Source organism: Nocardia sp. NPDC055165, from assembly GCF_053606985.1.
The window spans coordinates 122,295-147,953 of record NZ_JBSGSS010000011.1 but is presented as its reverse complement, the minus strand read 5'-3'; the positions used below and the strand labels follow the sequence as shown (position 1 = coordinate 147,953).

Genomic DNA, 25,659 nt, shown 5'->3' with positions numbered 1-25,659 from the left:
GATGAGCGAGGTGGTCGGGAGTCCGCGGCGCGACGGCGCGGGTAGCGAGATCCGGCGCGCGGACGGCCGGGCGGACTTCGCACGCTACGTGGGTTCTCGTTTGCTACAGGCGATCTGGGTGTTGTGGGCGGCATTCACGATCTCCTTCGTGGTGCTGTACCTGCTGCCCGCGGATCCGGTCTCGATGGCGGCCGACAGCGCGGGCACCGGTGCGCCGGTGGACCAGGCGGCGATCGCCGAGTTGCAGGCTCGCTACGGGCTGGACAAGCCGCTGTGGGACCAGTACGTGACCGCACTCGGCAATGCCGTCACCGGTGATCTGGGGCGCTCCATCAACACCGGTCAGCCGGTGACCGAAGCCCTCGGCGACGTTCTACCGGCCACGCTCGGACTGGCTTCTCTCGCACTGCTTTTCGCGATCGTCGGCGGGACGATCCTCGCGTTCGCCGCCACCTACACACGGCGGCCGTGGCTTCGCAATACCTTGAGTGCGCTACCGCCGCTGGGCGTTTCGGTGCCGACCTTCTGGACCGGTCTGCTCCTGTTGCAGCTGTTCTCCTTCCGGCTGCACTGGTTTCCCGCCTTCGGCGGGACCGGGCTGCGCGGGACGCTACTGCCCGCGCTGACGCTGGCGCTACCGATCGGGGCGGTGCTGGCCCAGGTTCTCGCTGCCGGGCTGGAACAGACCTGGCGTCAGCCGTTCACCGATGTGGCGCTGGCCAAGGGCGCGTCGCGCTGGTGGGTGCAGCGTCGTCATATCGCCCGGTTGGCCAGCGTGCCCGCGTTCACCATCGCGGGGGTGCTGGTCGGCACGATGCTGGCCGGGTCGGTGGTGGTGGAGTCGGTGTTCGCCCGCGCGGGCGTCGGCCGGCTCACCCAGACCTCCGTGCTCAACCAGGACATCCCCGTGGTCCAGGGCGTGGTGCTGCTCTCGGCGCTGATCTTCGTCGGCGTGAATCTGGCGGTCGACCTGCTCTATCCGCTGCTCGATCCGCGCATCACCGGGACACGTCGCGCTCGTGGCGTGCCGGTCGCGGGCACCCCCGCCGACGCCGTGTCCGTCGCTGGGAAATCCGGCGAATCGGATGGCTCGAACACCGACACCGAACGGAGTGAACGTGGTTGACATCCTCGTGCGCCGACCGGCGCCGACCGCACGGCCCGAATCGGTGACCGATCACGGCGTCGCGCGCGTGCACCGAGTGGCCCGAACTGCCCGATGGGCCCGCGCACACCTGGGCCTGGTGGTGTCGGGCGTGGTGCTGGCCGTCGCGGTCGGCTGGGCGGTGGCGCCCTCGGTGTTCGCCTCCGGCGATCCGCTGATCGGCGTGCCCGCGGACAAGTTCCAGGCCCCCAGCGCGGCGCACTGGTTCGGCACCGACAATCTCGGACGCGACCTGTACACGCGGATGGTGCACGGTGCGGGGCTCTCGCTCACCGCCACGCTCACCGCGGTCGGGATCGCGTTGGTGGTCGGGTCGGTACTCGGGCTGCTGTCGGGCGCCGCGGGCGGCATCGTCGACACCGCGATCATGCGGGTCGTCGATGTGCTGCTGTCCATCCCGTCGCTGCTGCTCGCGCTGGCCCTGGTCACCGCGCTCGGCTTCGGCACCCGCAATGTGGCTGTCGCCGTGGGTGTCTCGCTGATCGCGAACTTCGCCAGGGTGATGCGCTCGGAGGTGCTGCGGGTGCGGCACGCGCCGTATGTCGAGGCCGCGCACGCGTCCGGCGTGCGCTGGTACGCGGTGCTCGTTCGGCACGTGCTGCCCAATGCGTTCCAGCCGGTGCTGGCCTTGGCCGCGGTCGAATTCGGTATGGCGGTGCTGGCCGTGTCCTCGCTGAGCTTCCTCGGCTACGGCACCAAACCGCCCACCCCCGAATGGGGTTCGCTGATCTCGGAGGGCCGCAACTTCCTCGCCTCCGCCTGGTGGCTGACGACGCTGCCGGGCCTGGTCATCATCGCCGTGGTGTTGTCGGCTCAGCGTGTGGGTCGATTCGTGGGAAGGACCGAAACACGATGAGCGACAAGACGAACGGAACGCACCCGACGCGGAGTTCGGCCACGCCGGACCAGCCGTTGCTACAGGTGGAAGATCTGCACATCGAATATCGGACCGGCGCGGGGTCGGTGTCCGCGCTGCGCGGCGTGTCGATCGAGGTGGCGCGCGGAGAGGTCGTCGCCCTCGTCGGCGAGTCGGGGTCGGGCAAATCGACATTGGCGCACGCGGTGATCGGGCTGCTCGGGGATTCGGCGGGAATCGTGGCGGGCAAGGTCGAGTTCGCCGGTGAGCGGATCGACCCGGACGACGAGAAGGCCCTGCGGCGGCTGCGCGGGGCGCGGGTGGGATTCGTGCCGCAGGATCCGGGTCTGTCGCTCAATCCGGTGTTGCGGGTGGGCGATCAGGTGGCCGAGGCGCTGCTGGTGCATCGGCTGGCCGACCGGCGCGGGGCGGCGCTCCAGGCCCTCGACCTGCTGGAAGAGGTCGGGCTGGATCGCCCGCAGTTGCGGGCGCGGCAGTATCCGCACGAGCTGTCCGGCGGGCAGCGTCAGCGCGTGCTGATCGCGATCGCGCTGGCGTGCGGGCCGGAACTGATCATCGCGGACGAGCCGACGAGCGCCCTCGACGCGACGGTGGCGCGGCAGGTGCTGGATCGGCTGGCCGAGCGGATCGCGGCCCGCGGGACGGCCGTCCTGCTGATCACCCACGACCTGGCCGTTGCCGCGGAACGGGCCGATCGACTGGTGGTGCTCGAGCAGGGCAAGGTCGTCGAATCCGGCACTACCGCACAGGTTCTGCACCACCCGGCACAGCCGTACACGCAGCGCCTGCTCGCCGCGTCCCCCGCGCTGTCGCCCACCGAATTCCGGCCCCCGCGACCCCGAGCGGAAAAACCGTTGCTGTCGGTTCACGCCCTGCACAAGCGCTTCCACGCGGGAGCGGGCTCCATCACCGCCGTCGACGATGTGCAGTTCAGTCTCGATCGTGGGGAAACACTCGCGCTGGTCGGCGAATCCGGTTCGGGCAAGTCGACGACGGCGCGCATCGCTCTGCGACTCACCGACGCCGACAGCGGGACGGTCACCTTCGACGGCCACGACCTCACCAGCGCCCGCCGAAACCGCCTGCGCACGCTGCGCCGACGGTTCCAGGTGGTGTACCAGAACCCGTACTCCTCGCTGGATCCGCGCTGGGAGGTCGCCGACATCATCGCCGAACCCCTGCGCGCCTATGGGATCGGCGACCGGACGAAACGAGTCGCCGAGCTGCTCGAACAGGTCGCGCTACCGGCGGATTTCACGAAACGCAGGCCCGCGGAACTGTCGGGCGGGCAACGACAGCGCGTGGCGATCGCCCGCGCGCTGGCCCTGCACCCCGACCTGCTGGTGCTCGACGAACCGGTCTCCGCGCTCGACGCCTCGGTGCAGGCGCAGATCCTCGACCTGCTCGACACCCTCCAGCGCGAACTCGCCCTCGGCTACCTGTTCATCTCCCACGACCTGGCCGTGGTGCGCCGGATCAGCGACCGGGTCGCGGTGATGCGCCACGGTCGCGTCGTCGAAACCGGGCCCACCGCAACCCTGTTCACCGATCCGCGGCACCCGTACACGAGGGAGCTGCTCGCGGCGATTCCCGCGCCGGGCACCCGGATCGATCCCCTCGACGGAAAGGACCTCACCCGATGAGCCAGCCCAGACTGTTCCTCGGCATCGAAACGGTAGGCACCGGAACGCATCCCGCGTCCTGGCGGCGCACCGATTCCGGCGCCGAAGACCTGTTCACCGCCGGCTACTGGACCGCCGTGATCTCCTCGGCCGAGCAGCTCGGGTTCGACGCCGTCTTCCTGCCCGACGCGTTCGGCATCCAGTCCGGTGGCGCGGCCGTGACCCGTGGCAGGCTCGACGCCGTCGCGATCGCCGCCCGCACCGCCCCACTGACCAGCCGAATCGGCTTGATCCCGCAGGTACCGGTCACCCACACCGAACCGTTCCACGCGTCCAAGGCCGTGACCGCGCTCGACTTCGCGAGCCTGGGCCGCGCGGGGTGGGAGGTGACCGTGTCCACCACCGAGGTCGAGGCGAAGGCCTTCGGGCGCAAGCAGGTGCAAGATCCGAAGTCGCTGTGGCACGAGGCCGACGAGGCGATCGAGGTTGTGACCCGGTTGTGGGACAGCTGGGAGGACGGCGCCGAGATCCGCGACGTACCCACCGGCCGGTTCATCGACCGTGACCGCCTGCACTACATCGACTTCGCCGGCGACAACTTCTCGGTCAAGGGCCCGTCGATCACCCCGCGCTCGCCGCAGGGCCAACCCGTCATCACGGTCCGCGCCGACACCCCCGAGTCGACCGAGGTCGCCGTCCGCCGAGCCGACATCATCCGCGTCAGCGCCCCCGATCTCGCGACCGCCGCCGCGCATCGCGCGGCCTTGCGCGCGGCGATCGCCGCGCAGGGCCGCGATCCCGGCACCGTGCAGATCCTGCTGGATCTTCCTGTGCACCTGGCAGATTCGGCAGACGCCGCACTCGCCGAGGTGCGCGAGCTCGATCGCTGGGCGGCGGACCACCCGCCGCTCGGATTCCACCACGTCGGTACCGCCGCCGCGCTCGACGATCTCCTCACGGAGATCACGCACGCCGACGCCGTCGACGGCGTGGTCCTGCGACCGCTGGCCCTGCACGCCTCGCTGGCCGAGCTCACCACCCATCGATCCGCGCTCGCGCCGACCACCACCACCGCGACCCTGCGTGAGCGCCTCGGTCTCCCCCGTCCACTCAGCCGATACGCCACGACAGGAGCAGCGCGGTGACCTCGAAACCACGCAAGCAAGTCCACCTCGCCGCGCACTTCCCCGGCGTCAACAACACCACCGTCTGGGCCGATCCGGCCTCGAAATCGCAGGTCGATTTCGTGTCCTTCGAGCATCTGGCGCGCACCGCCGAACGCGGCCTGTTCGACTTCTTCTTCCTGGCCGAGGGATTGCGGCTGCGCGAGCATCGCGGGCAGATCCACGACCTGGATGTGGTCGGCAGGCCGGATACCTTCACCGTGCTCAACGCGGTGGCGGCGGTGACCGAGCGGCTCGGGCTGGCGGGCACCATCAACAGCACCTACAACGAACCCTTCGAGGTCGCCAAGCAGTTCGCCTCGCTCGATCACCTCTCCGGCGGCCGGGCCGCGTGGAATGTGGTCACCTCCTCGGACGCGTTCACCGGCGAGAACTTCCGGCGCGGTGGTTACCTCGAACACGGTGAGCGGTATCGGCGGGCCGAACAGGTGGTCGCCGCGACCAGGGCACTGTGGGACAGCTGGCCCACCGACTCGCTGGTGATCGATCGCGAGCGGGGGATCTTCGCCCGCGACATTCCCGACACCGCGTTCCGCAGTTCACAGTTCGACTTCGCGGCACCGTTCGTCGTCCCGCCGAGCCCGCAGGGGCATCCGGTGCTGTTGCAGGCGGGCGATTCCGACGAAGGCCGCGAGTTCGGCGCGAAGACCGCCGACGCGATCTTCACCGGGCACGGCACCCTGGAGGCGGGCCAGAAGTTCTACGCCGACGTCAAGGGCCGGCTGGCGAAATACGGTCGCGCACACGGCGATCTGCTGGTGCTGCCCGCGGCCACGTTCGTCCTCGGCGACACCACCGACGAGGCGCACGAACGGGCCCGCGACATCCGCTACCAGCAGGTGAGCCCGCAGACCGCGATCGCCTTCCTCGAACAGGTCTGGGGCCGTGACCTTTCCGGATACGACCCCGACGGCCCGCTGCCCGATGTCGAGCCCGACGCCGCCGCGGAGATCACCCGGGGCCGGGTCCGGCACACGAAAGATCCACTGGCCGTGGCGAAGGCGTGGCGTGAACAGGCCGAGGCGGGCGACCTCAGCATCCGCGAACTCATCATCGAGGTCACCGCCCGCCAGCAGTTCATCGGCACACCCGCCCAGGTCGCCGAGCAGATCGACCAGTACGTGCAGTCCGACGCGTCCGACGGTTTCATCCTCGTCCCGCACCTGACACCCGGCGGGCTCGACGAATTCGTCGACACCGTGGTCCCCGAACTGCAGGAACGCGGCAGCTTCCGCACTGAATACACCGGCACTACCTTGCGCGACCATCTCGGTCTGCGTCACCCCCACCACCACACCGTCGCCGAAGGAGCACGCGCGTCATGACGATCACCGTCGAGAACCCGACCCCCACCACGACATTCGCCGACGACTGGGCGCGCTGGCATCACGCCCGCGAAGACGGCCTGCGCGATCCCCTCGGCTGGCTCAGCCTGGCGGGGTTGCACTGGCTCACCGACAGCCCGGCCCGCCTGGACGGCGTCCCCGGCACCTGGTGGGTCACCGACGACAAGGTGTTCATCACCGCGCAGCCCGCCGACCGGCTCGATGTCGACGGCGAGCGGATCGGCGGCGTGCAGATCGTGACGCCCGCGGAGGGCGCCCCGGGGGTGAGCGTGCTCAACGAGGAGAGGGTCCTCGAGGTGATCCGGCGCTCCGGACAGTACGCGGTGCGGGTGCACGATCCGGCCACGCCGACACTGACCGCGTTCACGGGGGTCGCGGCCTACCCGGCCGACCCGCGCTGGGTGGTGACCGGGCGTTTCACCGCGTTCGGGGAAGCACGCACCGTCACCACCGGCGCCGTGGTCGACGGGCTCGAGCACCACCACAGCGCCGCGGGAATCATCGAGTTCCGCATCGGCGACAGCCACGAGGCGCTGCTCGCCTTCGGCACCCCCGACGACCTGAAGGTGCTGTTCACCGACGCCACCAGCGGCGTCACCACCTACCCGGCCGCCCGCTCGCTCGCCCTCGGCGCGGTCGAGGCCGACGGCACCGTCACCCTCGACTTCAACCGGGCGGTGAACCTGCCGTGCGCGTTCACCGACTTCGCCACCTGCCCTGTCGCCCCCCGTGAGAACCGGCTGCGCGTGGCGATCGAAGCGGGAGAACAGGATCCGAAGCTATGAGCGTGCCGCTGTCGATTCTCGATCTGTCACCGATCAGCGAAGGGTCCAGTGCCGCACAGGCACTGCGCAATACCGTCGACCTCGCCCGGCAGGCCGAGCAGTGGGGGTATCGCCGATACTGGCTGGCCGAACACCATTTCGTGTCGGTGGCGAGTTCGTCGTCGCTGACGCTGCTCGGGTTGGTCGCCGCGGCGACCTCGCGTATCCGGGTGGGGACCGGCGCGGTGCAGGTGGGCCATCACACCTCCGCCTCGATCGTGGAGGCCTTCGGCACCGTCGACGCGCTGTACCCGGGACGACTCGATCTGGGTCTGGGCCGGTCGGGGCATCGGCGCAGCCAGTTCGGCGCCGCGGCCACGACCACCAAGGGCGGGCACCCGATAGTGGACACGGTCACCGGCCGGACCGAGGTGCGTGACGGTGTGGTGGTGCCGCCACCGTTCGATCCACGCCGGGTCACCGACCGCACGAAGTTCCTGGCCTCGGCCGAGGCGCTGCAGCAGCCCGGCGCGGAGTCGTTGGACTTCGCCGACCAGGTGGCCGAGGTGCAGGCGCTCCTCGACGGCCGCTACTTCACCCCGGGTGGTGTCGAGCTGCACGCCGTTCCCGGCGAGGGCATCGACACCGAGCTGTGGCTGTTCGGCAGTTCGGCGGGCGAAAGCGCCGAGCTGGCGGGCAAGTCGGGATTGCCGTTCGCGGCCGCCTACCACGTCGCGCCGGGGTCCGCGCTGGACGCGGTCGAGGCGTATCGGGCGGCGTTCCGGCCGTCGGCGCAGCTGGCCGAACCGCACGTGATCGTCTCGGCGGACGTGGTCACCGCGGCCGACGACGACACCGCCCGCCACCTCGCGAGCACGTATGGACATTGGGTGCACAGCATCCGCAGCGGCGGCGCGGCCGAATACCCCGATCCCGCAACAGCGTCCCCGCTCACTCCGGATCAACTCCGCCTCGTCGACGACCGCCTGGCCTCGCAGATCGTCGGCTCGCCCACCACCGTGGTCGAGCGGCTCGAGGCCCTCCAAAGGGTTACCGGCGCAGACGAACTGCTCATCACCACCATCACCCACGACCACGCCGACCGGCTCGAATCACACCGCCTGCTGGCCGACGCGTGGGGATTGCGAGCCGCCCGCGCGGCTTGACCGGCCTACCTCCCTCGGGCGCCCCGCAACGTCGACTCGACTACGGGGCGCCCTTCGGCTGTCCGGGGTCCATCGCCGTGCGCAATCGCTCGAGCAACCGCTCGAACTGCGCGAGCTGGGCAGGCTCGTATTCGGCGAGGATCGCGTCCTGCTCGGCGTTGATCGGGTGGAAGAACTCGTCGGCCAGCTGTCGAGCGTTCGCGCTGCACCGCAACGTCACGACCCGGCGATCGGTGTGCTCGCGGCTGCGGGTGATGTATCCCGCCTGCTCCAGCCGGTTGAGCAGGGTGGTCATCGCCCCCGAGGTCAGGGTGATCCGTTTGCTCAGCAGCGCGGGAGACAGCGGTTCTTCGGCGTGTTCGGCGGCCGCGATCTCCATCAGCGCGAAGGCGTCGGTGGAGTGCACGCCGAGCGTTTCCGCGAATCGGCGGCCCAGTTCGGTGAAGCTCGCGCCGTAGTCGATGAGCCCCGCGGCGAGCCGCTGCCGCCGCATCGCGACATCGCCGGATGTCTGCTCCACCATCTCGTCCTCTCGTCGATCACCGATTGACAACTTACCGGCCCGCCATTTACCTTCATCGTAAAGTAACTTTATGACGGAGGTATAGTGCGGACAGAAACCGAGACTCCACCGCTGCGCTTGTGGCTGGGGCTGATCGCCGTCTCACTCGGCGTCGCGTTGATCGTGGTCGACCTGACGATCGTGAACGTGATCCTCGCGCCGATCGTCGAGGACTTGGCGATCACCTCGATTCAGGCGCAATGGATCCAGGAGTCGTACGCGATCGTTTTCGCCGCGCTCCTCCTGGTCGCCGGTCGACTCAGCGATCTCTACGGCGCACGCAGGCTGTTCCTGATCGGGTTGGTCGTCTTCGGCGCCACCAGCCTGCTCGCCGCGCTCGCGCCCAGTGGCGGCCTGCTCATCGCGGCCCGCTTCCTGCAGGGCGTCGGCGGGGCGATGATCCTGCCGACCTCGCTGGCTCTGGTGAACGCGGCATTCACCGGAAAGGCTCGCGGACAGGCCTTCGCGATCTGGGGATCCACGATCGGCGCGGCCGCGGCGCTCGGCCCGCTGCTCGGCGGCTGGCTGGCCGGCTTCTCCTGGCGGTGGGCTTTCGGCATCAACATCCCCGCGGTCGCGCTGATCATGGTGGCCGTGCTGGTCTACCTCCCCGCCGCACCGAAGAACGCCGGTCGCGTCGATTGGCTCGGGGCGGCCCAGTCCGCGCTCGGCCTCGGCCTGCTCGCCTTCGCCATGATCGAGGGTCGGCATTATGGCTGGCTGTTCGCGACCGAGCCGCTGAGCATCGGCGGGTTCGCTTGGCGCAGTGGGCCTTCACCGGTTCTCGTCGCGTTCACAGGCGCCGCACTCGTCGTCGGGCTCTTCTGGCACAGGCAGGCGCGACTCGAACGCACCGACGGGGAACCGCTGGTCGACGTGCGGCTGTTCTCGATCGATTCGTTCCGCAGGGGCAATGTGGTGACACTGATCGTCGGCGTCGGCGAGTTCGGCATCATCGCGGTCCTGCCGCTGTGGATGCAATTCGCCCTCGACTACACCGCGCTGCAGGCCGGACTCGCCCTGATGCCGCTCGCGATCGGCAGTTTCGTCGCCAGCGGCGCGAGTTTCTCGTTGACGGCCTCGATCTCGGCCTTGGGCCAGGTCAGGATCGGCTTGCTGCTGGAAGCGGCCGGACTGGCGCTGCTCGGATTGTTCGCCGCGGCGGACAGCAGCTGGTGGTCGATCGCGCTCGCGCTGTTCGTCTACGGCATCGGCGTCGGCTTCGCGACCGCCCAGGTCACCAATATCGTGCTCGCCGACGTGCCGGGCGAGAGCGCGGGACAGGGCTCGGGAATTCAAAGCGCGGCACGGGAACTCGGCTCAGCATTGGGCATCGCCGTCCTCACCACCATCTACTTCAGTACCGTCGGCACCGGCCTGCGCGACCGCCTGACCGACGCGGGCCTGCCCGAACCCGAAGTGCGGCAACTGGAGTCGACCGTCACCGACAGCGCCGGTTCGGTGATCGGAGCGTTCGCCGAAAACCCGAACACACTGCCCATCGCGGAAGCGGCGCGCGCGGCCATGGCCGCGGGCATCGAGGTGGCGAGCTACCTGTGCGCCGGCCTGCTCGTGCTCGCCTTGGCCACTACGGCATTCGTCACACCCGAACGACACGAGTAGCACCGGTCCACCGGGGGCCCGGACTCGTTCCGCGGCCCCCACGCTGCCCGGTCGTCAAGCCCGCATCAATCACACTCCCCCTTTCTATACGTAGGCGTATATCAGCGGTATTCTCGACGTATACGCCGCCGTACACATGGAGGTCCCCGCTATGCGACTACCCGAATCGGCCCACACCGACCAGCCTTGGCGCATCCACGAGATCGCCCCCGACTTCGACGTCGAGGACATCTGGCAGTTCCGCACCCCCGGCGCGGGCCCCGACGACTTCCCCGCCCTACTCGCCGCCCTCCAGGCCGAACGCGCCTCCGAGTCCACCGGCATCAGCGGCCTGCTGTTCAAGATCCGCTGGAAGCTGGGCGAACTGTTCGGCTGGGACCGCGAAGACGCGGGCACCGGCACCCGCGTCCCGTCTCTGCGCGAGCGCCTGCCCGCCGACCTGCGCGACACCGACATCCCCGCCGAAGACGGCCCACTCACCGCCCTCTACGTCCTCGACAACGAATACGCCGCCGAAATCGCCAACGGCACGATGCACGGCATCATGCACCTGGGCTGGGTCCCCGACACCACCGGCTACCACCTACAAATGGCGGTCCTGGTGAAGCCCAACGGTCGATTCGGCCGCCTCTACATGGCCCTGATCAAGCCCTTCCGCTACGGCATCGTCTACCCGGCGATGACCCGCAGCTGGGAACGCACCTGGAACGACCTCGCCGTGACGCGGTAAGCGCTGTTCCTACGCGCTGAGCGGGGCGGCGGATACTCCGTAGCCGAGGTTGGTGAGGACTTCGCTGGTGGCCTTGGCGAAGTTCAAGGTGATGAAGTGGAGGCAGGGGGCGCCTTCTTCGGTGAGGCGCTGGGCCATTTCGGTGGCGATCTGGATGCCTTCGGCGCGGACGGCGGCGCGGTCCTCCTCCGGGCCGGTACCTGCCGCGCGGGTGAGGCGGGCTACCACGTCGGCGGGGACGGGGCGGCCGCTGAGTTCTTCGGCGCGGGCGACCGTGCGCAGGGAGGTGATGGGCATCAGCTCGGGGATGATCGGCTTGGCGCCCTCGATGGGGTCCATGGCGATCACGCGATCACGCAGACGCAGATAGTGCTCGACGTCGAAGAACATCTGGGTGATCGAATACTCCGCTCCCGCACGGAGTTTCGCCGCCAGGTGGTGGGTGTCGTGGTCGAGGTCGGGCGAGCGGTGGTGGCCCTGGGGGAACGAGGCGACGCCGACGTGGAAGTCGCCGAGATCGCGCACGATGCGGACCAGTTCCTCCGCGTATTCGACCCCGCCGGGGTGCTTGGCCCATTCACCCAGCGGGTCACCGGGCGGGTCACCACGCAGAACCAGGACATTGCAGATGCCGGAGTCGGCGTAGGACCCGATCAGGGAGCGCAGTTCGGCGATGCTGTGCCCGACCGCGGTGAGGTGGGCGACCGGGAGCAGGGTGGTTTCCTGCGCGAGCGCACCGGTGATGCGCACGGTGCGGTCGCGGGTGGAACCGCCCGCGCCGTAGGTCATCGACACGAAGGCGGGATGCATGCGTTCGAACTCGCGGACCGCGCGCCACAACCGAGCCTCGCCCGCTTCGTCTCGCGGAGGGTTGAACTCCACGGAGAACGGCACGCCGTTGCCCGAATGGGTGCGCAGACTCTGCACCACCGAGGGGGTGTTCGAGACGATCGACGGCCGCTGGGCGGGTCGATCTGGGGTCGAACTTCCCCGTCCATTGTCGAAATCCACCGGCTCAGTCTAGTGGGACGCGATGGCGCCCCGGCACCGACTGGGAAACCGGGCGCCGAACACCGGACAATGCGTCAAGGCCGATGAACGTGCCCGCGGACGGTAGCACCGCGGAAACCCGGATGTGGGCTGCGTCGCAGCGGCCCTGTGCGCCGAGAGCGCGCCCGGTCCGCCCGCGTATCGTTCGGGACAACGCTGGTGACCGCACCACCGAGTGCCCAACCGGTCCCGCTGTTCGCCCACTTCGCCCCTGGAGGCCGCCCTGTCCGCCGGAATCGGTACCCCGCTATCCCGGTCCGCCGCCGACGCTCTGACCTCGGTCGACCTCGTCGCGCTGACCCCGGGCACGCCGGCCTTCGTCGCCGCTGTCGAACAGGTGCTGACCAGCTTCTTCGCCACCCGGCGTGAGATCGTCGAGCCGCTGGGGCCCGTCTTCCTCGACGCCGTCGAGGCGCTCGGACAGTTCGTGGTTCGGGGCGGCAAGCGGACGCGACCGGGATTCGCGTGGACCGGCTGGCTGGGCGCCGGTGGCGATCCCGCCGGGCCGGATGCCGCCGCGGTACTCACCGCCTGTTCGGCACTGGAATTGGTGCAGGCGTGCGCGCTCGTGCACGACGACATCATCGACTCCTCGCGCACTCGGCGCGGGTTCCCGACCGTGCACATCGAGTTCGAGGATCGGCACGCGGCGGCGGGCTGGCCCGGCGACGGCGCCGCCTACGGCTCGGCGGTCGCGATTCTGATCGGCGATCTCGCGCTGGCCTGGGCGGACGATCTGGTGCACGAGGCCGGTTTGAGCCCACGGGCGCTGGCCCGGTTCGCACCGGTGTGGGCCCGGATGCGGACCGAGGTGCTCGGTGGGCAACTCCTCGACATCAACGGCGAGGCGGGCGGCGACGAGTCGGTCGAGGCCGCATTGCGGATCAACCGGTACAAAACCGCCGCGTACACGATCGAACGGCCGTTGCATCTGGGCGCGGCGCTGGCGGGTGCCGACGAGGCGCTGGTGGACGCGCTGCGGATCTACGGAACCGACGTGGGGATCGCGTTCCAGCTGCGTGACGACCTGCTCGGCGTGTTCGGCGACCCGGCGGTGACCGGAAAGCCGTCGGGCGACGACCTGCGGGAGGGCAAGCGGACTGTGTTGATCGCGGAGGCGCTGCGCCGGGCCGATCCGGCCGCCGCCGCCCTGATCCGGACCGGCCTCGGCACGGACCTCGACGATGCCGCCGTCGACCGGCTGCGCACAGTGCTCACCGACCTGGGTGCGGTCGACGAGGTGGAGCGCCGGATCACCGAGCTCACCGACACCGGGCTCGCCGCGATCGCGACCAGTTCCGCGACGCCGGAGGCCAAGCAGTTGCTCCACGCCATGGCACTGGCTGCCACTCGCCGCGCGGCCTGATAGGAAAAGTGTTGTGGGACAAGCGAATCATGTCGTCGTAGTCGGGGCCGGGCTGGCAGGTCTGGCGGCCGCGCTGCACCTGCGGGGCGCGGGTCGCGAGGTGACGGTGCTGGAACGGGCCGATCATCCGGGCGGCCGGGTGGGCCGATACCGATTCGACGACTACGAGATCGACAGCGGCGCAACGGTACTCACCTTGCCGGAGGTCATCGACGACGCGCTGGCCGCCGTCGGGCACACCAGGCAGAGCGTCGGCCTGCGCATCCACCGCCTCGCTCCCGCCTATCACGCACGCTTCGCCGACGGCAGCGACATCCGCGTCTTCGACGACGCCGACCAGATGGCCGCCGAGATCGAAAGTGCTTGCGGGCCTGCTGAAGCGCGCAACTACCGCCGACTGCGCGACTGGCTCGGCCGCGTCTACGACGCCGAGTTCGACGAGTTCATGAACGCCGATTTCGATTCGCCGCTCGACATGGTGCGCACACCGCGCTCCAGGGCCGCGCTCACCGCACTCGCCAAGCTCGGCGGCTTCGGAAAACTCGGGCCGCGCGTACGGTCCTTTCTGGGCGACGAACGACTGACCAGGCTGTTCACCTTCCAGGCGCTGTACGCGGGCATGTCGCCGGATGACGCGCTCGCCGTCTACGGCGCGATCCCGAACATGGACACCTGCCTGGGTGTCTACTTCCCCGAAGGCGGAATGCGCGCGATCACGGCGGCGCTCGCCGAGGCGTTCACGGCCGCGGGTGGTCAGCTCGTACTGAATGCCGAGGTCGACGGCATCGACTATCGCCCCGGACGGACACCGAACGGACAGGGACAGAAGGGCGCGGCCCGTGGCCGACGCGCCGAAGCCGTGCACACCGCCGACGGGCGCACCTACCCCTGCGACGCGGTGGTCCTCACCGCCGACATCGCGTCACTGCCGACATTCGGCCTGCGCCACCGTCGCGGCCTGCGCGCCTCACCGTCGGCCGTCGTCGCCCACGGCACCATCGCGGCCGAGATCGCCGCACGCTGGCCCGTGCAGGCCCATCACACCATCGAGTTCGGCGCCGCCTGGGCACAGACCTTCGCCGAGATCGCCGCGCGCAAGGGTCGCGGCCGGCTCATGAGCGATCCGTCGCTGCTGCTCACCCGGCCCGCGCTCACCGACGCCGACCAGTTCGTCGACCGGGCTACCGGGCGCTTCGAACCGCTGTCGGTGCTCGCGCCGTGCCCCAACCTGACCGCCGCCCCGCTCGACTGGGACCGGCTCGCCCCCGCCTACCTGCGCGAGTTGCTCGCGGAACTGGAGCGGCGCGGCTACACCGGCATCGCCGAACATTTCCGAGTCGACCACCTCGACACGCCCGCCACCTGGGCCGCCCAGGGCATGATCGCGGGCACACCGTTCTCCCTCGCCCACGTATTCCGGCAAACCGGGCCCTTCCGGCCACGCAATCTGCCAAGGGGCGTGGACAACGTCGTTCTCGCAGGTTGCGGCACCACTCCGGGGGTGGGTGTGCCCACCACACTGCTGTCCGGCAAGCTGGCGGCGGCACGAATCACCGGCAGCCGGGCACACGCCGGTACCGACCACCGGGTTAGTGTTCCAACTTGAAGCCGTAAACTGACGGCCGACTTATCAGCTCGCGGTTGCGACCGCCGACCATCCGGGGGGACCGACCGAACATGCCGCCCTCCGAGACGACCGTAGGCACCATGGACAACACGCGCACCCTCGAGCGCCAGCGTCACCTACCCGCCGGGAGCGACCCGGGCGTCCGGACCTGGCTGCGCACCGCAGGCGAGTTCGCCAGGAGCCCCGAGGGCCACGCTGCTCTGATGGGTTTCTTCGGCGCCATGATGATCACCTTCGGTGGCTTCGGCGCGGGGGCTGTTCGCAAGCGCGATCCGCTGCTCGAAGCGCTGCACCTGTCGTGGCTGCGATTCGGCCACGGATACGTGCTGTCGACGATCGTGATCTGGATCGGCGTGCTGCTGATGATCACGGCGTGGGTCCGGCTGGGTCGCACCACCATCGGCAAGGGCGAATCGACGGTCACGCTCAACGAGTTGCGGGCGATCGTCGGTATCTGGATCACGCCCCTGCTGTTCGCGGCGCCGATGTTCAGCCGTGACTCCTACTCCTACCTCGCCCAGGGTGCCCTGTTGCGTGACGGTTTCGACCCCTATCAGGTGGGTCCCGTCGCCAATCCCGGCGTGCTGCTGGACAACGTGAGCCCGGTCTGGACCACCACCACCGCACCGTACGGCCCCGTCTTCTTGTTGATGGGCCGTGCGATCACCTCGCTCACCGGCGAGAACGTCATCGCCGGGACCATCGCGCTGCGCGTCGTCATGCTGCCCGGACTGGCGCTGATGATGTGGGCGGTGCCGTATCTGACCAAGCATCTGGGCGGAAAGCCGACGGTCGCGCTGTGGCTGGCCGTGCTCAACCCGCTGGTGCTGGTGCACCTGATCGGTGGCGTGCACAACGAGATGCTGATGGTCGGGCTGATGTGCGCGGGCGTCGCGCTCGTGCTCGAACGCCATCATGTGGCCGGCATCGTGGTGGTCGCCATCGGCGTGGCGATCAAGGCGACGGCAGGCGTGGCGCTTCCGTTCCTGGTGTGGATCTGGATTCTGCACGAGAAGGAACGGCGAGCCGCCGAGCGGCGAGCCGCGGTGGATTCCGACGCCGCACTCGCCGAGGAACAGAAACACCCCGACGCTGCAAGACCGTCCGCGGACATGCCGCACCCGCTGTTCGTCTTCGCCAAGATCGCCGGTATCGGCGTCGGCGTGTTCGCGCTGGTGTTCGGCGCGGCGTCGGTGATCGCGGGAGTCGGCTTCGGCTGGGTCACCGCGTTGCAGGGCTCGAACAAGATCATCAATTGGCTGTCGCTGCCGACGATTCTCGCGCACATGGTCACCTGGGTGACCCCGCTCGATTTCAACTCCGTACTGGACGTGACCCGCCTGCTGTGCCAGATCGCCATGGTCGCGCTGCTCGTCGCGACCTGGTGGCGGTTCCGGCACAGTGAGCGCGAGGCCGTGATGGGCATCATCATCGCGTTCGTCGCGATCGTGCTGCTCTCCCCCGCCGCACTGCCCTGGTACTACTCGTGGCCGCTCGCGCTGGCCGCCGGGTTCGCGATGTCGACCCGCACGTTGATGTGGCTGGTCGGGATCTGCACGTGGCTGATGCTGGTGTTCCAGCCCGACGGGTCGATCGGCCTCTACAACTTCTGGCATGTCGCGCTGGCGACCTTCGCCGCCGTGGTCGCGGCGGTGTCGCTGCGCACCGTCGATCCGCTGCATCTGCGTTCGGCCGGTTCGAAGGCCGTTGCCACGGAATCGGCGCCGCCAGTTCGAGCATGAGCCCTCGCGCGCAGAGGCTTCGACGCGACACCGTGAACGTGCCCGGAGATGCCCGACCGCTGACCAGCGAGCTGGATGCGGCCTACGCGAGTTGCCGGCGGATCGCCGCCGAGCACGGGCGCACCTACTACCTGGCCACCACACTGCTCTCACCGGAACGTCGGCGAGCGGTACACGCGCTGTACGCCTTCGCCAGGATGGTCGACGACATCGTTGACCATGCCGACAACCCCGCGCGCGTCCTCGACCCCCGCGACGGCGCCCGGTACAGCCTCGCCCCGACCCACCTCGTCGCCGGCGGACGCGCCCCTGCGCGGCTCACCACCACCCAGCGGCACGTGCCGAGTGAACCCGCGCAGGTCGTCGACGTCTCCCCCGCCCAGCACCTCGACCTCGTCGAGAAACACCTGCGACTGGCCCTCGAACACGGCGACATCGACAGCACCGACCCGCGCCGCCGCCAGATCATCACCGCGGCCGCGGACACCATCAGCCGCTACGACATCGCGCACACCCACCTCTGGACATTCCTCGACGCCATGCGCATGGACGTCCCCGGTACGGCCACCCACCGCACCCGCTACGCCACGATGAGCGAGCTCCGCGAGTACATGCGCGGGTCCGCCGCCGCCATCGGCCTGCAGCTACTGCCGGTCCTGGGCACCGTCGTCCCCGTCGCCGAGGCCGAACCGGCCGCCGCTGCCCTCGGCGAGGCCTTCCAGCTCACCAATTTCCTGCGCGATGTCGCCGAAGACCTCGACCGCGACCGCGTCTACCTGCCCACCGACGAGCTGACGGCGTTCGGCGTAGACGAAGCCCACCTGCGCGACTGCCGTCATCGGGGCCACACCGACACACCGCTGCGGCGTGCGCTGGCCCACCTGATCGCCGTCAACCGCGACATCTACCGGCAAGCCGTCCCCGGCATCGCCCTGCTCGCCCCCCGCGTACGCCCGGCGATCACCACCGCCGCCATCCTCTACGCCGAAATCCTCGACCGCATCGAAGCGGCCGACTACCAGGTCTTCACCACCCGGGCCACGGTCCCCCGCCGTCGCCGGATCCTGGTCGCCGCCAAGGGTTTCACCGGCGGCTAGTTACCGCGGTTCGCTCGCGACGGCCGCTGCCCGCGGCCGCGCGCGATCCTGCGGTGTGACGATCAGAAGGGTTCAGCGTGCGCGCGGCGAACTACCTCGCGGGCCAATTGCCCGTGCAGAGCGTCCACCGGGCGCCCGGGCAGGGAAGGATCGTCGGTGTAGAGCCAGCCGAGGATGTCCTCGTCGGTGTACTTGGCGTCGCGCATGACGGTGATCACGCCGGGAAGCATGCGGACGATCTCGTCCTCGGAATCGAAGAAGCGGGACGGAATGCCCACGACGCCGTGCCGGCGGATCGCGAGGATCTGGTGGTCACGCAGCAATTGGTGCACCGAGGTGACCGGGACGCCGAGTATATCGGCCGCCTCGGGAAGCGAGACGATGGTTTCGGTGTCGGGCAGCACGTCGTCGCTGCAGGGGAAGGCACTCACTCCCACAACGGTAGTACGTGTCAGCACGCACGCATCGTCTGGCATGCCCACACCACCCGGTTACCATCGTGGTGGCCGCACACGGCGGCCGGTTGAATGCCGGAGGACATCACTTGATCGGCCAGATGCTGGAAGGGCGCTATCGCATCGATGCGCCGATCGCTCGCGGCGGGATGTCGATGGTCTTCCGCGGGACCGACACCCGGCTCGATCGCCCCGTCGCGATCAAGGTGATGGACCCGAAGTTCGCCGCTGACCCGCAGTTCCTCAGCCGTTTCGAGTTCGAGGCGCGGGCGGTGGCCAAGCTCAAGCATCCGTCGCTGGTCGCCGTGTACGACCAGGGCGTCGATGGCGAATACCCGTTCCTGATCATGGAACTGGTCGAGGGCGGCACGCTGCGCGAGCTGCTGCGCGAACGCGGGCCGATGCCGCCGCACGCCGTGCGCGCCGTGGCCGAGCCGGTGCTGCGCGCGATCGGCACCGCCCACGACGCAGGCCTGGTGCACCGCGATGTGAAGCCGGAGAACGTGCTGATCTCCGACGCGGGCGAGGTGAAGATCGCCGACTTCGGCCTGGTCCGCGCCGTGGCCGCGGCCAACACCACCTCCGCGAGCGTGATCCTCGGCACGGCCGCCTACCTGTCCCCCGAGCAGGTCACCACCGGCACCGCCGATGCCCGCAGCGACGTGTACTCCTTCGGCGTCCTGATCTTCGAACTGCTCACCGGGCGGGTGCCGTTCACCGGCGACAACTCGCTGTCGGTGGCGTATCAGCGGGTCGAGAACGATGTGCCCGCCCCGAGCAACCTCATCGGTGGCGTACCGCCCGAATTCGACGCGTTGGTCGCCAAGGCCACCTCCCGCGACCCCGCGCAGCGCTTCGCCGACGCCAACGAGATGGCGGCGAAACTGCAGACGATCGCGATGGAACTGAATCTGCCGCCCTACCGGGTGCCCGCACCGCGCGATTCGGCCGAACATCTCAGCGAGAGCTATCAGACCGGCGCCGCGCATCATCCCGGCGAGCGCCCGGCAACCCCGCCGCCGATGGCCGCGCACCATTCCCCCGCGCCCGAACCGCACCACACCCGGGTGGTCACCGCACCGCGCCCACGCCCGGAGGAGTACGCCCCCGCACCGGCGGCGAGCGCGTTCGGTGGTGGCGACGATCATTCGCGCCGAACAGGTTTGGTGTGGGTGGGCATCGTCACCGCGCTGACCCTGCTGGTCGGTATCGGCGGCTGGTGGCTCGGCGTCGGTCGCTACACCGCAGTGCCGCCGATCGCGGGCATGGACTCCGAGCGGGCCGTCGCGGTCCTGCAGGAAGCCGGTTTCGAGACGGAGTTGCGGCAGAAGGCCTCCGACACGGTGCCGGTGGGCGGGGTCGTCGGCTCCGAGCCGTCGGCCGGGTCGCGGGTGACCAAGAGTTCCACGGTCGCGGTGCTGATCTCCAACGGCAAACCGCGGGTGCCCGATATCAAGCCCGGCGACCAGCTCGCCGCCACCAACCAGGCGATCCGCGATGCCGGTTTGCAGCCGATCGACAGCGGCGAGGCGGCCAGTACCGCGCCGAAGGGTTCGCTGGCCAAGGTGGAGCCGGCGCCCGGCACGATCCTGCCGATGGGCGCGCAGGTGAAGGTGTACCGCAGCAAGGGTTCTCAGCCTGTGAACGTGCCCGATGTCAAGGGAAAATCCGCCGAACAGGCCGCCCAGGCCCTGACCGCTGCCGGGCTGCGGGTCGCCGAGACGCGCACCCAGTTCGCCGACGATGTCGAGGGCGGCAAGGCAATCGGCACAGATCCAGCCGTGGGAACCACGCTGCAGTCCGGGGACTCCGTGCACCTCATCGTGTCGAACTCGGTGAAGATTCCGTCGGTCATCGGCAATACCGTGGCCGAAGCGCGCAACCGGCTGCAGCAGCTCGGATTGCGGGTCGAAGTGAAGCAGATGGTCGAGAACGAGAAAGGGCACGTCGTCGGGCAGGTGCCGGGATTCGGCGGGTTCGTGATGGCAGGCAGCACCGTTACCCTGACGGCGCTGCCGATCTGACAAACCGGCAGCGCCGCACCTACGGGGAGGATCAGTCCGGCACCCAGTAGCGGAGCCGGAACGACCAGCCGTCGCCGGTGTCGTAACACTCGCCCGCCGAGAACTCCTGCAGACCGTTGTTCGCGGCCTGGTCGTAGGTCGCCTGCCGTAGGTCGTTACACGCTGCAGGAGTTGGCATCGGGCCCGCCACCTCATTGCGCCACCAGGCGTTCGCGGTGCCCACGCTGCCGACCGACACCGCGATGCCGAGCAAGGCCACGGCTGTGAATCTACGGAACATTTTCTCCCCCTTCATAGTTGAACTCCCCCCGTCAGCGTAGCCTCAGCGCAGCATCTCCGCGACCAAGAACGACAGTTCCAGCGACTGCTGGGTGTTCAGGCGGGGGTCGCAGGCCGTTTCGTAGCGGCCGCCCAGGTCGAGATCGGAGATGTCCTGGGCGCCGCCGAGGCACTCGGTGACGTTCTCGCCGGTCAGCTCGATGTGCAGGCCGCCGGGGTGGGTGCCGAGGGCGTGGTGCACCTCGAAGAAGCCCTGGACCTCGTCGACGATGCGGTCGAAGTGGCGGGTCTTGAAACCGGTGGACGACTCGTGGGTGTTGCCGTGCATGGGGTCGCACTGCCAGATGACCTGGTGGCCGGTGGCCTGCACCTTCTCGATGATCGGGGGCAGCACATCGCGCACTTTGCCGTTGCCCATGCGGGCGACCAGGGTGAGCCGGCCGGGCTCGTTGTTCGGGTCGAGCCGCTCGACGTATTCCACGGCCAGTTCCGGCGTGGTGGTGGGCCCGATCTTGAGCCCGATCGGGTTCGCGAGAAGTTCGGCCAGCGCGATGTGGGCGCCGTCGAGCTGACGGGTGCGCTCGCCGATCCACAGGAAGTGCGCGGACAGGTCGTAGAGCAGCGGTTCGCCGGTCTCGGACTCGCTCAGCCGCAGCATCGCGCGCTCGTAGTCGAGGACGAGCGCCTCGTGCGAGGCGTAGATACGCGCGGTCTTCAGGCTCGGGTCGTTGACCTGACAGGCGGCCATGAAGCGCAGACCGCGGTCGATCTCCTCGGCGAGGGTCTCGTAGCGCGCGCCCGCGGGCGACTGGGCGACGAAGTCACGGTTCCAGTCGTGCAGGCGGTGCAGGTCGGCGGTGCCCGCGCTGGTCAGGGCGCGAACCAGGTTCATCGCGGCGCTGGCGTTGGCGTAGGCACGGACCAGACGCGACGGGTCGTGACGACGCAGGGCCTCGTCGGCGACGAGCGAGTTCACCATGTCGCCGCGGTAGGACTTCAGGCCCAGCGCGTCGGTGTCGGACGAACGCGGCTTGGCGTACTGGCCCGCGATCCGTGCCACCTTCACCACCGGCATACTCGCGCCGTAGGTGAGTACCACGGCCATCTGCAGCAGCGTGCGGATATTGCCGCGGATGTGGGGCTCGGTGTTGTCGGCGAAGGTCTCCGCGCAGTCACCGCCCTGCATGAGGAACGCCTCACCGCGCGCGACAGCGGCCAGCTGCGCCTTGAGGTCCTCCACCTCGGCGGGCAGGCAGATCGGTGGCACGCTCTCCAGCACGGTGCGCATGGTGGCGGCCTCGTCGGCGTCCCAGGACGGCTGCTGCAGAGCGGGCCGGGCCAGCGCGGCATCGAGGCGACCACGCAGCTCTTCGGGCAGCGGCGGCAGTTCCGGCAAACGGTCAATGGGTACGTCGACGGTCCAGGTCACCAGATCAGAATACGACCCGCGCGTCCGAGCGACTATCCGGCGTACCCGCGAAGCCACCGCCGACCCGTGCGAAGCACGCACAAGACGCCCACATAGGGTTTCGTCGACCCGTCGTGGGGTCCATCGCCCGTCGCGCCGGAGCCCCACGAGCAACCCACCGGCACGAAGAGGCGATCTCCCTGCGATATTTCTACGATTCGGAATTCATCGAGGATGGGGTGACGATCGACCTGATCTCGATCGGCGTCGTCTGTGAGGACGGGCGCGAGTACTACGCGGTCTCCACCGAATTCGATGCGAAGCGGGCCGGGCCGTGGGTGCGCAAGCATGTGCTGCCGAAGCTGCCTGCCGCCGGGTCGCCGCTGTATCGCACCAGGGAACAGATCCGCGACGACCTGTTCAAGTTCTTCCTGCCGCGCCCGAGCGTGCAGCCGGAGCTGTGGGCGTGGGTGTCCGCCTACGACCATGTGGCGCTGTGCCAGCTGTGGGGTGACATGACGGCGCTGCCCAAGGGCATGCCCCGCTACACCAACGAGCTGCGCCAGCACTGGGCCGCGCACGGCAGCCCCGACCTGCCGCCGATCCCGGAGGACGCGCACGACGCACTCGCCGACGCCCGCCACAACCTGGCCAAGTTCGAGGCCATCGAGACATACCGGCGCACCCCGCGCCTCTAGGACACAGCGCCGGTCCGGCACAACGAAGGCCCCGAGTCGAATTCGACTCGGGGCCTTCGTTGTTCGCGATGTTCGATCAGTGACCGAACGGCTCGCTGTTGTTCGCGATCGCCTGCTGCTCGGCGAGAACCGTGAGCATCCGGTGCTCCTCGTTCTCCTCGATCTCGGCCCAGGACTCGCCCTCGGCCTTGGGATCGGCCTTGAGGAAGCTACCGGTGCCGGGCTTGCCCGCCGAACCGAGCTTGTTCATCTTCTTGGGCACCGGGGCGCCCTGGTATTCCAGCGGGATGGCGTGGCCGTGTGCGTCGACCCCGCCCAGCGGCTGGTGCACCTCGATGTACTCGCCGTGCGGCAGACGCTTGATCACACCGGTCTCGATACCGTGCTCGAGCACCGCCCGGTCACTGCGCTGCAGACCGATGCAGAACCGGTAGGTCACGAAGTACGCGATCGGCGGCAGCAGCAACACGCCGATACGACCGATCCAGGTGGTCGCGTTCAGCGAGATGTCGAACTTCAGCGCGATGATGTCGTTGACACACGAGAGCGTGAGCACCACGTAGAACGCGATCGCCATGGCACCGATTGCGGTACGCACCGGCACGTCGCGCGGACGCTGGAGCAGGTTGTGATGCGCCGAGTGGTCGTTGGTGAGGCGCTTCTCGATCCACGGGTAGGCGATCAGCAGCGTGAACACCAGGCCCATGATCAGCGCGACCCAGACCACGGCCGGGACCGTGTAGCGACCGAGGTAGAGCTCCCACGGCGGCATCAGACGCGCCAAACCGTCGGTCCACATCATGTAGAAGTCGGGCTGTGAACCCGCCGAGACCTGAGAGGGGTTGTACGGGCCCAGGTTCCAGATCGGGTTGATCTGCAGGACACCGCCCATGATGCCGACGATGCCGAGGGTGAACGCGAAGAACGCACCCTGGTCGGCGGCGAACACCGGGATAATGCGCGCGCCGACGACGTTGTGCTCGGTGCGGGCCGGTCCGGGGAACTGGGTGTGCTTCTGGTACCAGACCAGCGCGACGTGCGCGCCGATCAACGCCAGGATGATGCCGGGCAGCAGCAGCACGTGCGCGATGTAGAGGCGCGGGATGATGATGTCGCCGGGGAAGTCGCCGCCGAACATCAGCCAGTGCATCCAGGTACCGATGACCGGCAGGCTCATGGTGATACCGCCGAACGCGGCACGCAGGCCGGTGCCCGAGAGCAGATCGTCGGGCAGCGAGTAGCCGAAGAAGCCCTCGAACATCGCCAGGATCAGCAGCAGCGAGCCGATCACCCAGTTCGCCTCACGCGGCTTGCGGAACGCGCCGGTGAAGAAGATGCGGAACAGGTGGATGATGATCGACGCCGCGAACAGCAGGGCCGCCCAGTGGTGGATCTGCCGGACGAACAGACCGCCGCGCACCTCGAAGGAGATGTTCAGCGCGGTCTCGTAGGCCCGCGACATGCCGACGCCGCGCAGCGGCTGGTAGGCGCCGTCGTAGACCACGTGGGTCATCGACGGGTCGAAGAACAGCGTCAGGTACACACCCGACAGCAGCAGGATGATGAACGCGTAGAGCGCGATCTCACCCAGCAGGAACGACCAGTGGGTCGGGAAGACCTTGTTGATCGAACGCTTCATGAACGCGGCGGCGCGGTACCGCTCGTCCATCTCATTTGCCTGATTGGCCACAACGCTCATGAACGACGCTCCCAGAAGGCCGGGCCGAGCGGCTCGATGAAGTCGCCCGCGGCGACCAAATAGCCCTCGGAGTTGACGGTGATCGGCAGCTGAGGCAGTGCGCGGGCGGCAGGGCCGAAGACCGGCTTTGCCCACTCGGTCGCGAGGAACTGCGACTGGTGGCAGGGGCACAGGATCCGGTTGGTCTGCTGCTCGAACAGCGAGGTGGGGCAGCCGAGGTGGGTGCAGATCTTCGAGTAGGCGAAGTAGTCGCCGAAGTTGAAGCTCTCCTGGCCCTTGCGCTTGATCGCCTTCTCGGCGTCTTCGGTGCGCAACCGGATCATCATGACCGCGTTACGGATACCGCGCAGCGACTCGAGCGTGGCGTGCTCATCGCCGCGCCACTTCTCTTTCCACGGGAACACGGTTTCCATCGAGCCGGCGTCCAGGTCTTCGGGACGCACCAGCACGATGTCGCCGGGGCGACCGGTGTCGCGGCGGATGTAGACGGTCTCGCCCGGGTAGTCCGGGGTCCAGCCCGAGACCCACAGCGGCGACTTGTCGCCCTTGGCCCACGGGTTCTTCACCATGCCGCCGACGAACACCAGCAGTGCGCCGATACCGAGCACACCGACACCGGCGCCCGCGGTACCGAGCATCATCTTGCGACGACCGAGGGTGGAGGTGTCGAGCGCGTCCTGCAGCTCGGCCGCCAGGGTGCGCCGCTCGACCTCGTCCGAGGGGCCGTCGTGGCGCTGCTGGATCGAGATCTCGGCGGGGATGAACCGCTTGCGGATCAGCACCACGGCGACACCGATGACCAGCACCGAGATGCCGAAGGTCAGGCCGACGAGCGGGGTGAACAGCGAGTAGGCGCTGTGGCCCTCGTCGCCGTAGCCCTTCCACTCCCACGGCCAGAACAGGAAGACACCGATGAGCGCGGCGGCGGCGAGGCCGGAGATGGCGAACCAGAACGTGACCGCACGTTCGGCGCGCTTCTCGGCCTTGGTGCCCGGCACCGGCCACCGCTCGTTGCGGTAGACGACATCGACGTCGTCGCGATTGGTGCCGAGCTCGACCAGCTCGTCACGCGACATCGCGTCCAGTTCGTCTTCGGTGGGTTCGCGACCCATGTCGCTGTGCTCCTGTCCACTCATGGCTGCATCCAATTCGTCATGCTCGGGCACGCTGCGTGG

General features: G+C 68.9%; 22 protein-coding genes. 15 read left to right on the top strand and 7 right to left on the bottom strand.

What is annotated here, in order from left to right; all coding sequences use genetic code 11:
• Nucleotide 1: 1 nt before the first annotated feature.
• From ACWFRF_RS23140 to ACWFRF_RS23110, 7 genes are read left to right on the top strand one after another with little or no spacing between them, the layout of a single operon-like run.
• Nucleotides 2-1,126 (top strand): ABC transporter permease, encoded by a 1,125-nt coding sequence (locus ACWFRF_RS23140; protein ID WP_378992568.1) that lies wholly within the window; start codon nucleotides 2-4, stop codon nucleotides 1,124-1,126.
• Nucleotides 1,086-2,021 carry an ABC transporter permease gene (locus ACWFRF_RS23135; RefSeq protein ID WP_378992566.1) on the top strand — a complete coding sequence of 312 codons (936 nt, stop codon included), beginning with the start codon at nucleotides 1,086-1,088 and terminating at the stop codon, nucleotides 2,019-2,021. Before ACWFRF_RS23140 ends, ACWFRF_RS23135 begins: the two co-directional genes overlap by 41 nt.
• The gene (locus ACWFRF_RS23130; protein WP_452452185.1) at nucleotides 2,018-3,685 is read left to right on the top strand and encodes a dipeptide ABC transporter ATP-binding protein; all 1,668 of its coding nucleotides are present in this window, start codon (nucleotides 2,018-2,020) and stop codon (nucleotides 3,683-3,685) included. The genes ACWFRF_RS23135 and ACWFRF_RS23130 overlap by 4 nt, the downstream gene beginning before the upstream one ends.
• Nucleotides 3,682-4,809 carry an LLM class flavin-dependent oxidoreductase gene (locus ACWFRF_RS23125; RefSeq protein ID WP_452452183.1) on the top strand — a complete coding sequence of 376 codons (1,128 nt, stop codon included), beginning with the start codon at nucleotides 3,682-3,684 and terminating at the stop codon, nucleotides 4,807-4,809. Before ACWFRF_RS23130 ends, ACWFRF_RS23125 begins: the two co-directional genes overlap by 4 nt.
• A complete protein-coding gene (locus tag ACWFRF_RS23120) occupies nucleotides 4,806-6,173 on the top strand; it encodes an NtaA/DmoA family FMN-dependent monooxygenase (protein WP_378660444.1) in 1,368 nt (455 codons plus the stop codon). The genes ACWFRF_RS23125 and ACWFRF_RS23120 overlap by 4 nt, the downstream gene beginning before the upstream one ends.
• Nucleotides 6,170-6,979 carry a DUF1684 domain-containing protein gene (locus ACWFRF_RS23115; RefSeq protein ID WP_452452181.1) on the top strand — a complete coding sequence of 270 codons (810 nt, stop codon included), beginning with the start codon at nucleotides 6,170-6,172 and terminating at the stop codon, nucleotides 6,977-6,979. Before ACWFRF_RS23120 ends, ACWFRF_RS23115 begins: the two co-directional genes overlap by 4 nt.
• Nucleotides 6,976-8,124 (top strand): LLM class flavin-dependent oxidoreductase, encoded by a 1,149-nt coding sequence (locus tag ACWFRF_RS23110; RefSeq protein ID WP_379315306.1) that lies wholly within the window; start codon nucleotides 6,976-6,978, stop codon nucleotides 8,122-8,124. The genes ACWFRF_RS23115 and ACWFRF_RS23110 overlap by 4 nt, the downstream gene beginning before the upstream one ends.
• Before the next feature lie 40 nt (nucleotides 8,125-8,164).
• Here the strand turns inward: ACWFRF_RS23110 and ACWFRF_RS23105 are convergent, their stop codons facing one another.
• Nucleotides 8,165-8,647, bottom strand: coding sequence for a MarR family winged helix-turn-helix transcriptional regulator (locus ACWFRF_RS23105; protein WP_378992558.1), 483 nt, complete (start codon nucleotides 8,645-8,647; stop codon nucleotides 8,165-8,167).
• Between the two features lie 84 nt (nucleotides 8,648-8,731).
• Here ACWFRF_RS23105 and ACWFRF_RS23100 point away from each other — a divergent pair, with 84 nt between their 5' ends.
• Together ACWFRF_RS23100 and ACWFRF_RS23095 are read left to right on the top strand one after the other, a co-directional pair.
• Nucleotides 8,732-10,309 (top strand): DHA2 family efflux MFS transporter permease subunit, encoded by a 1,578-nt coding sequence (locus ACWFRF_RS23100; RefSeq protein WP_452452179.1) that lies wholly within the window; start codon nucleotides 8,732-8,734, stop codon nucleotides 10,307-10,309.
• A 151-nt stretch (nucleotides 10,310-10,460) separates the two neighbouring features.
• A complete protein-coding gene (locus tag ACWFRF_RS23095; protein ID WP_379312812.1) occupies nucleotides 10,461-11,039 on the top strand; it encodes a DUF2867 domain-containing protein in 579 nt (192 codons plus the stop codon).
• Between the two features lie 9 nt (nucleotides 11,040-11,048).
• Here ACWFRF_RS23095 and ACWFRF_RS23090 read toward each other — a convergent pair whose 3' ends face one another.
• Nucleotides 11,049-12,050: a methylenetetrahydrofolate reductase gene (locus ACWFRF_RS23090; RefSeq protein WP_378636616.1), complete on the bottom strand. Its 1,002-nt coding sequence runs from the start codon at nucleotides 12,048-12,050 to the stop codon at nucleotides 11,049-11,051.
• Nucleotides 12,051-12,300: 250 nt separating this feature from the next.
• Here ACWFRF_RS23090 and ACWFRF_RS23085 point away from each other — a divergent pair, with 250 nt between their 5' ends.
• The 4 genes from ACWFRF_RS23085 to ACWFRF_RS23070 all read left to right on the top strand — a co-directional run bounded on the left by ACWFRF_RS23085 (nucleotide 12,301) and on the right by ACWFRF_RS23070 (nucleotide 17,921).
• Nucleotides 12,301-13,455, top strand: a complete 1,155-nt coding sequence (locus tag ACWFRF_RS23085) for a polyprenyl synthetase family protein (protein WP_379312817.1) — start codon at nucleotides 12,301-12,303, stop codon at nucleotides 13,453-13,455.
• A gap of 13 nt (nucleotides 13,456-13,468) precedes the next feature.
• Entirely contained in the window at nucleotides 13,469-15,061 is a 1,593-nt protein-coding gene (crtI, locus tag ACWFRF_RS23080) for a phytoene desaturase family protein (protein ID WP_452452176.1), read from the top strand.
• 101 nt (nucleotides 15,062-15,162) lie between these two features.
• Nucleotides 15,163-16,824 (top strand): alpha-(1->6)-mannopyranosyltransferase A, encoded by a 1,662-nt coding sequence (locus ACWFRF_RS23075; RefSeq protein WP_378660424.1) that lies wholly within the window; start codon nucleotides 15,163-15,165, stop codon nucleotides 16,822-16,824.
• 32 nt (nucleotides 16,825-16,856) lie between these two features.
• Entirely contained in the window at nucleotides 16,857-17,921 is a 1,065-nt protein-coding gene (locus tag ACWFRF_RS23070) for a phytoene/squalene synthase family protein (RefSeq protein WP_452452174.1), read from the top strand.
• A 62-nt stretch (nucleotides 17,922-17,983) separates the two neighbouring features.
• Here the strand turns inward: ACWFRF_RS23070 and ACWFRF_RS23065 are convergent, their stop codons facing one another.
• Complete coding sequence (locus tag ACWFRF_RS23065; RefSeq protein WP_379312815.1) at nucleotides 17,984-18,352, bottom strand: Rv2175c family DNA-binding protein; 369 nt, start codon at nucleotides 18,350-18,352, stop codon at nucleotides 17,984-17,986.
• Between the two features lie 125 nt (nucleotides 18,353-18,477).
• Here ACWFRF_RS23065 and pknB point away from each other — a divergent pair, with 125 nt between their 5' ends.
• Nucleotides 18,478-20,400, top strand: a complete 1,923-nt coding sequence (gene pknB, locus ACWFRF_RS23060; protein ID WP_452452269.1) for a Stk1 family PASTA domain-containing Ser/Thr kinase — start codon at nucleotides 18,478-18,480, stop codon at nucleotides 20,398-20,400.
• 31 nt (nucleotides 20,401-20,431) lie between these two features.
• On the opposite strand, the gene ACWFRF_RS23055 is transcribed toward pknB, so the two are convergent.
• Entirely contained in the window at nucleotides 20,432-20,680 is a 249-nt protein-coding gene (locus ACWFRF_RS23055) for a hypothetical protein (RefSeq protein ID WP_379312816.1), read from the bottom strand.
• Nucleotides 20,681-20,722: 42 nt separating this feature from the next.
• Entirely contained in the window at nucleotides 20,723-22,108 is a 1,386-nt protein-coding gene (locus ACWFRF_RS23050; protein WP_378636602.1) for a class II 3-deoxy-7-phosphoheptulonate synthase, read from the bottom strand.
• A 179-nt stretch (nucleotides 22,109-22,287) separates the two neighbouring features.
• Between ACWFRF_RS23050 and ACWFRF_RS23045 the strand changes: the two genes are divergently transcribed.
• A complete protein-coding gene (locus ACWFRF_RS23045) occupies nucleotides 22,288-22,785 on the top strand; it encodes a polyadenylate-specific 3'-exoribonuclease AS (RefSeq protein WP_452452267.1) in 498 nt (165 codons plus the stop codon).
• A 76-nt stretch (nucleotides 22,786-22,861) separates the two neighbouring features.
• Here ACWFRF_RS23045 and qcrB read toward each other — a convergent pair whose 3' ends face one another.
• Nucleotides 22,862-24,484, bottom strand: coding sequence for a cytochrome bc1 complex cytochrome b subunit (gene qcrB, locus ACWFRF_RS23040; protein WP_378992549.1), 1,623 nt, complete (start codon nucleotides 24,482-24,484; stop codon nucleotides 22,862-22,864).
• Nucleotides 24,481-25,620, bottom strand: coding sequence for a cytochrome bc1 complex Rieske iron-sulfur subunit (gene qcrA / locus ACWFRF_RS23035; protein WP_378992547.1), 1,140 nt, complete (start codon nucleotides 25,618-25,620; stop codon nucleotides 24,481-24,483). Before qcrA ends, qcrB begins: the two co-directional genes overlap by 4 nt.
• Between the last annotated feature and the right edge of the window lie 39 nt (nucleotides 25,621-25,659).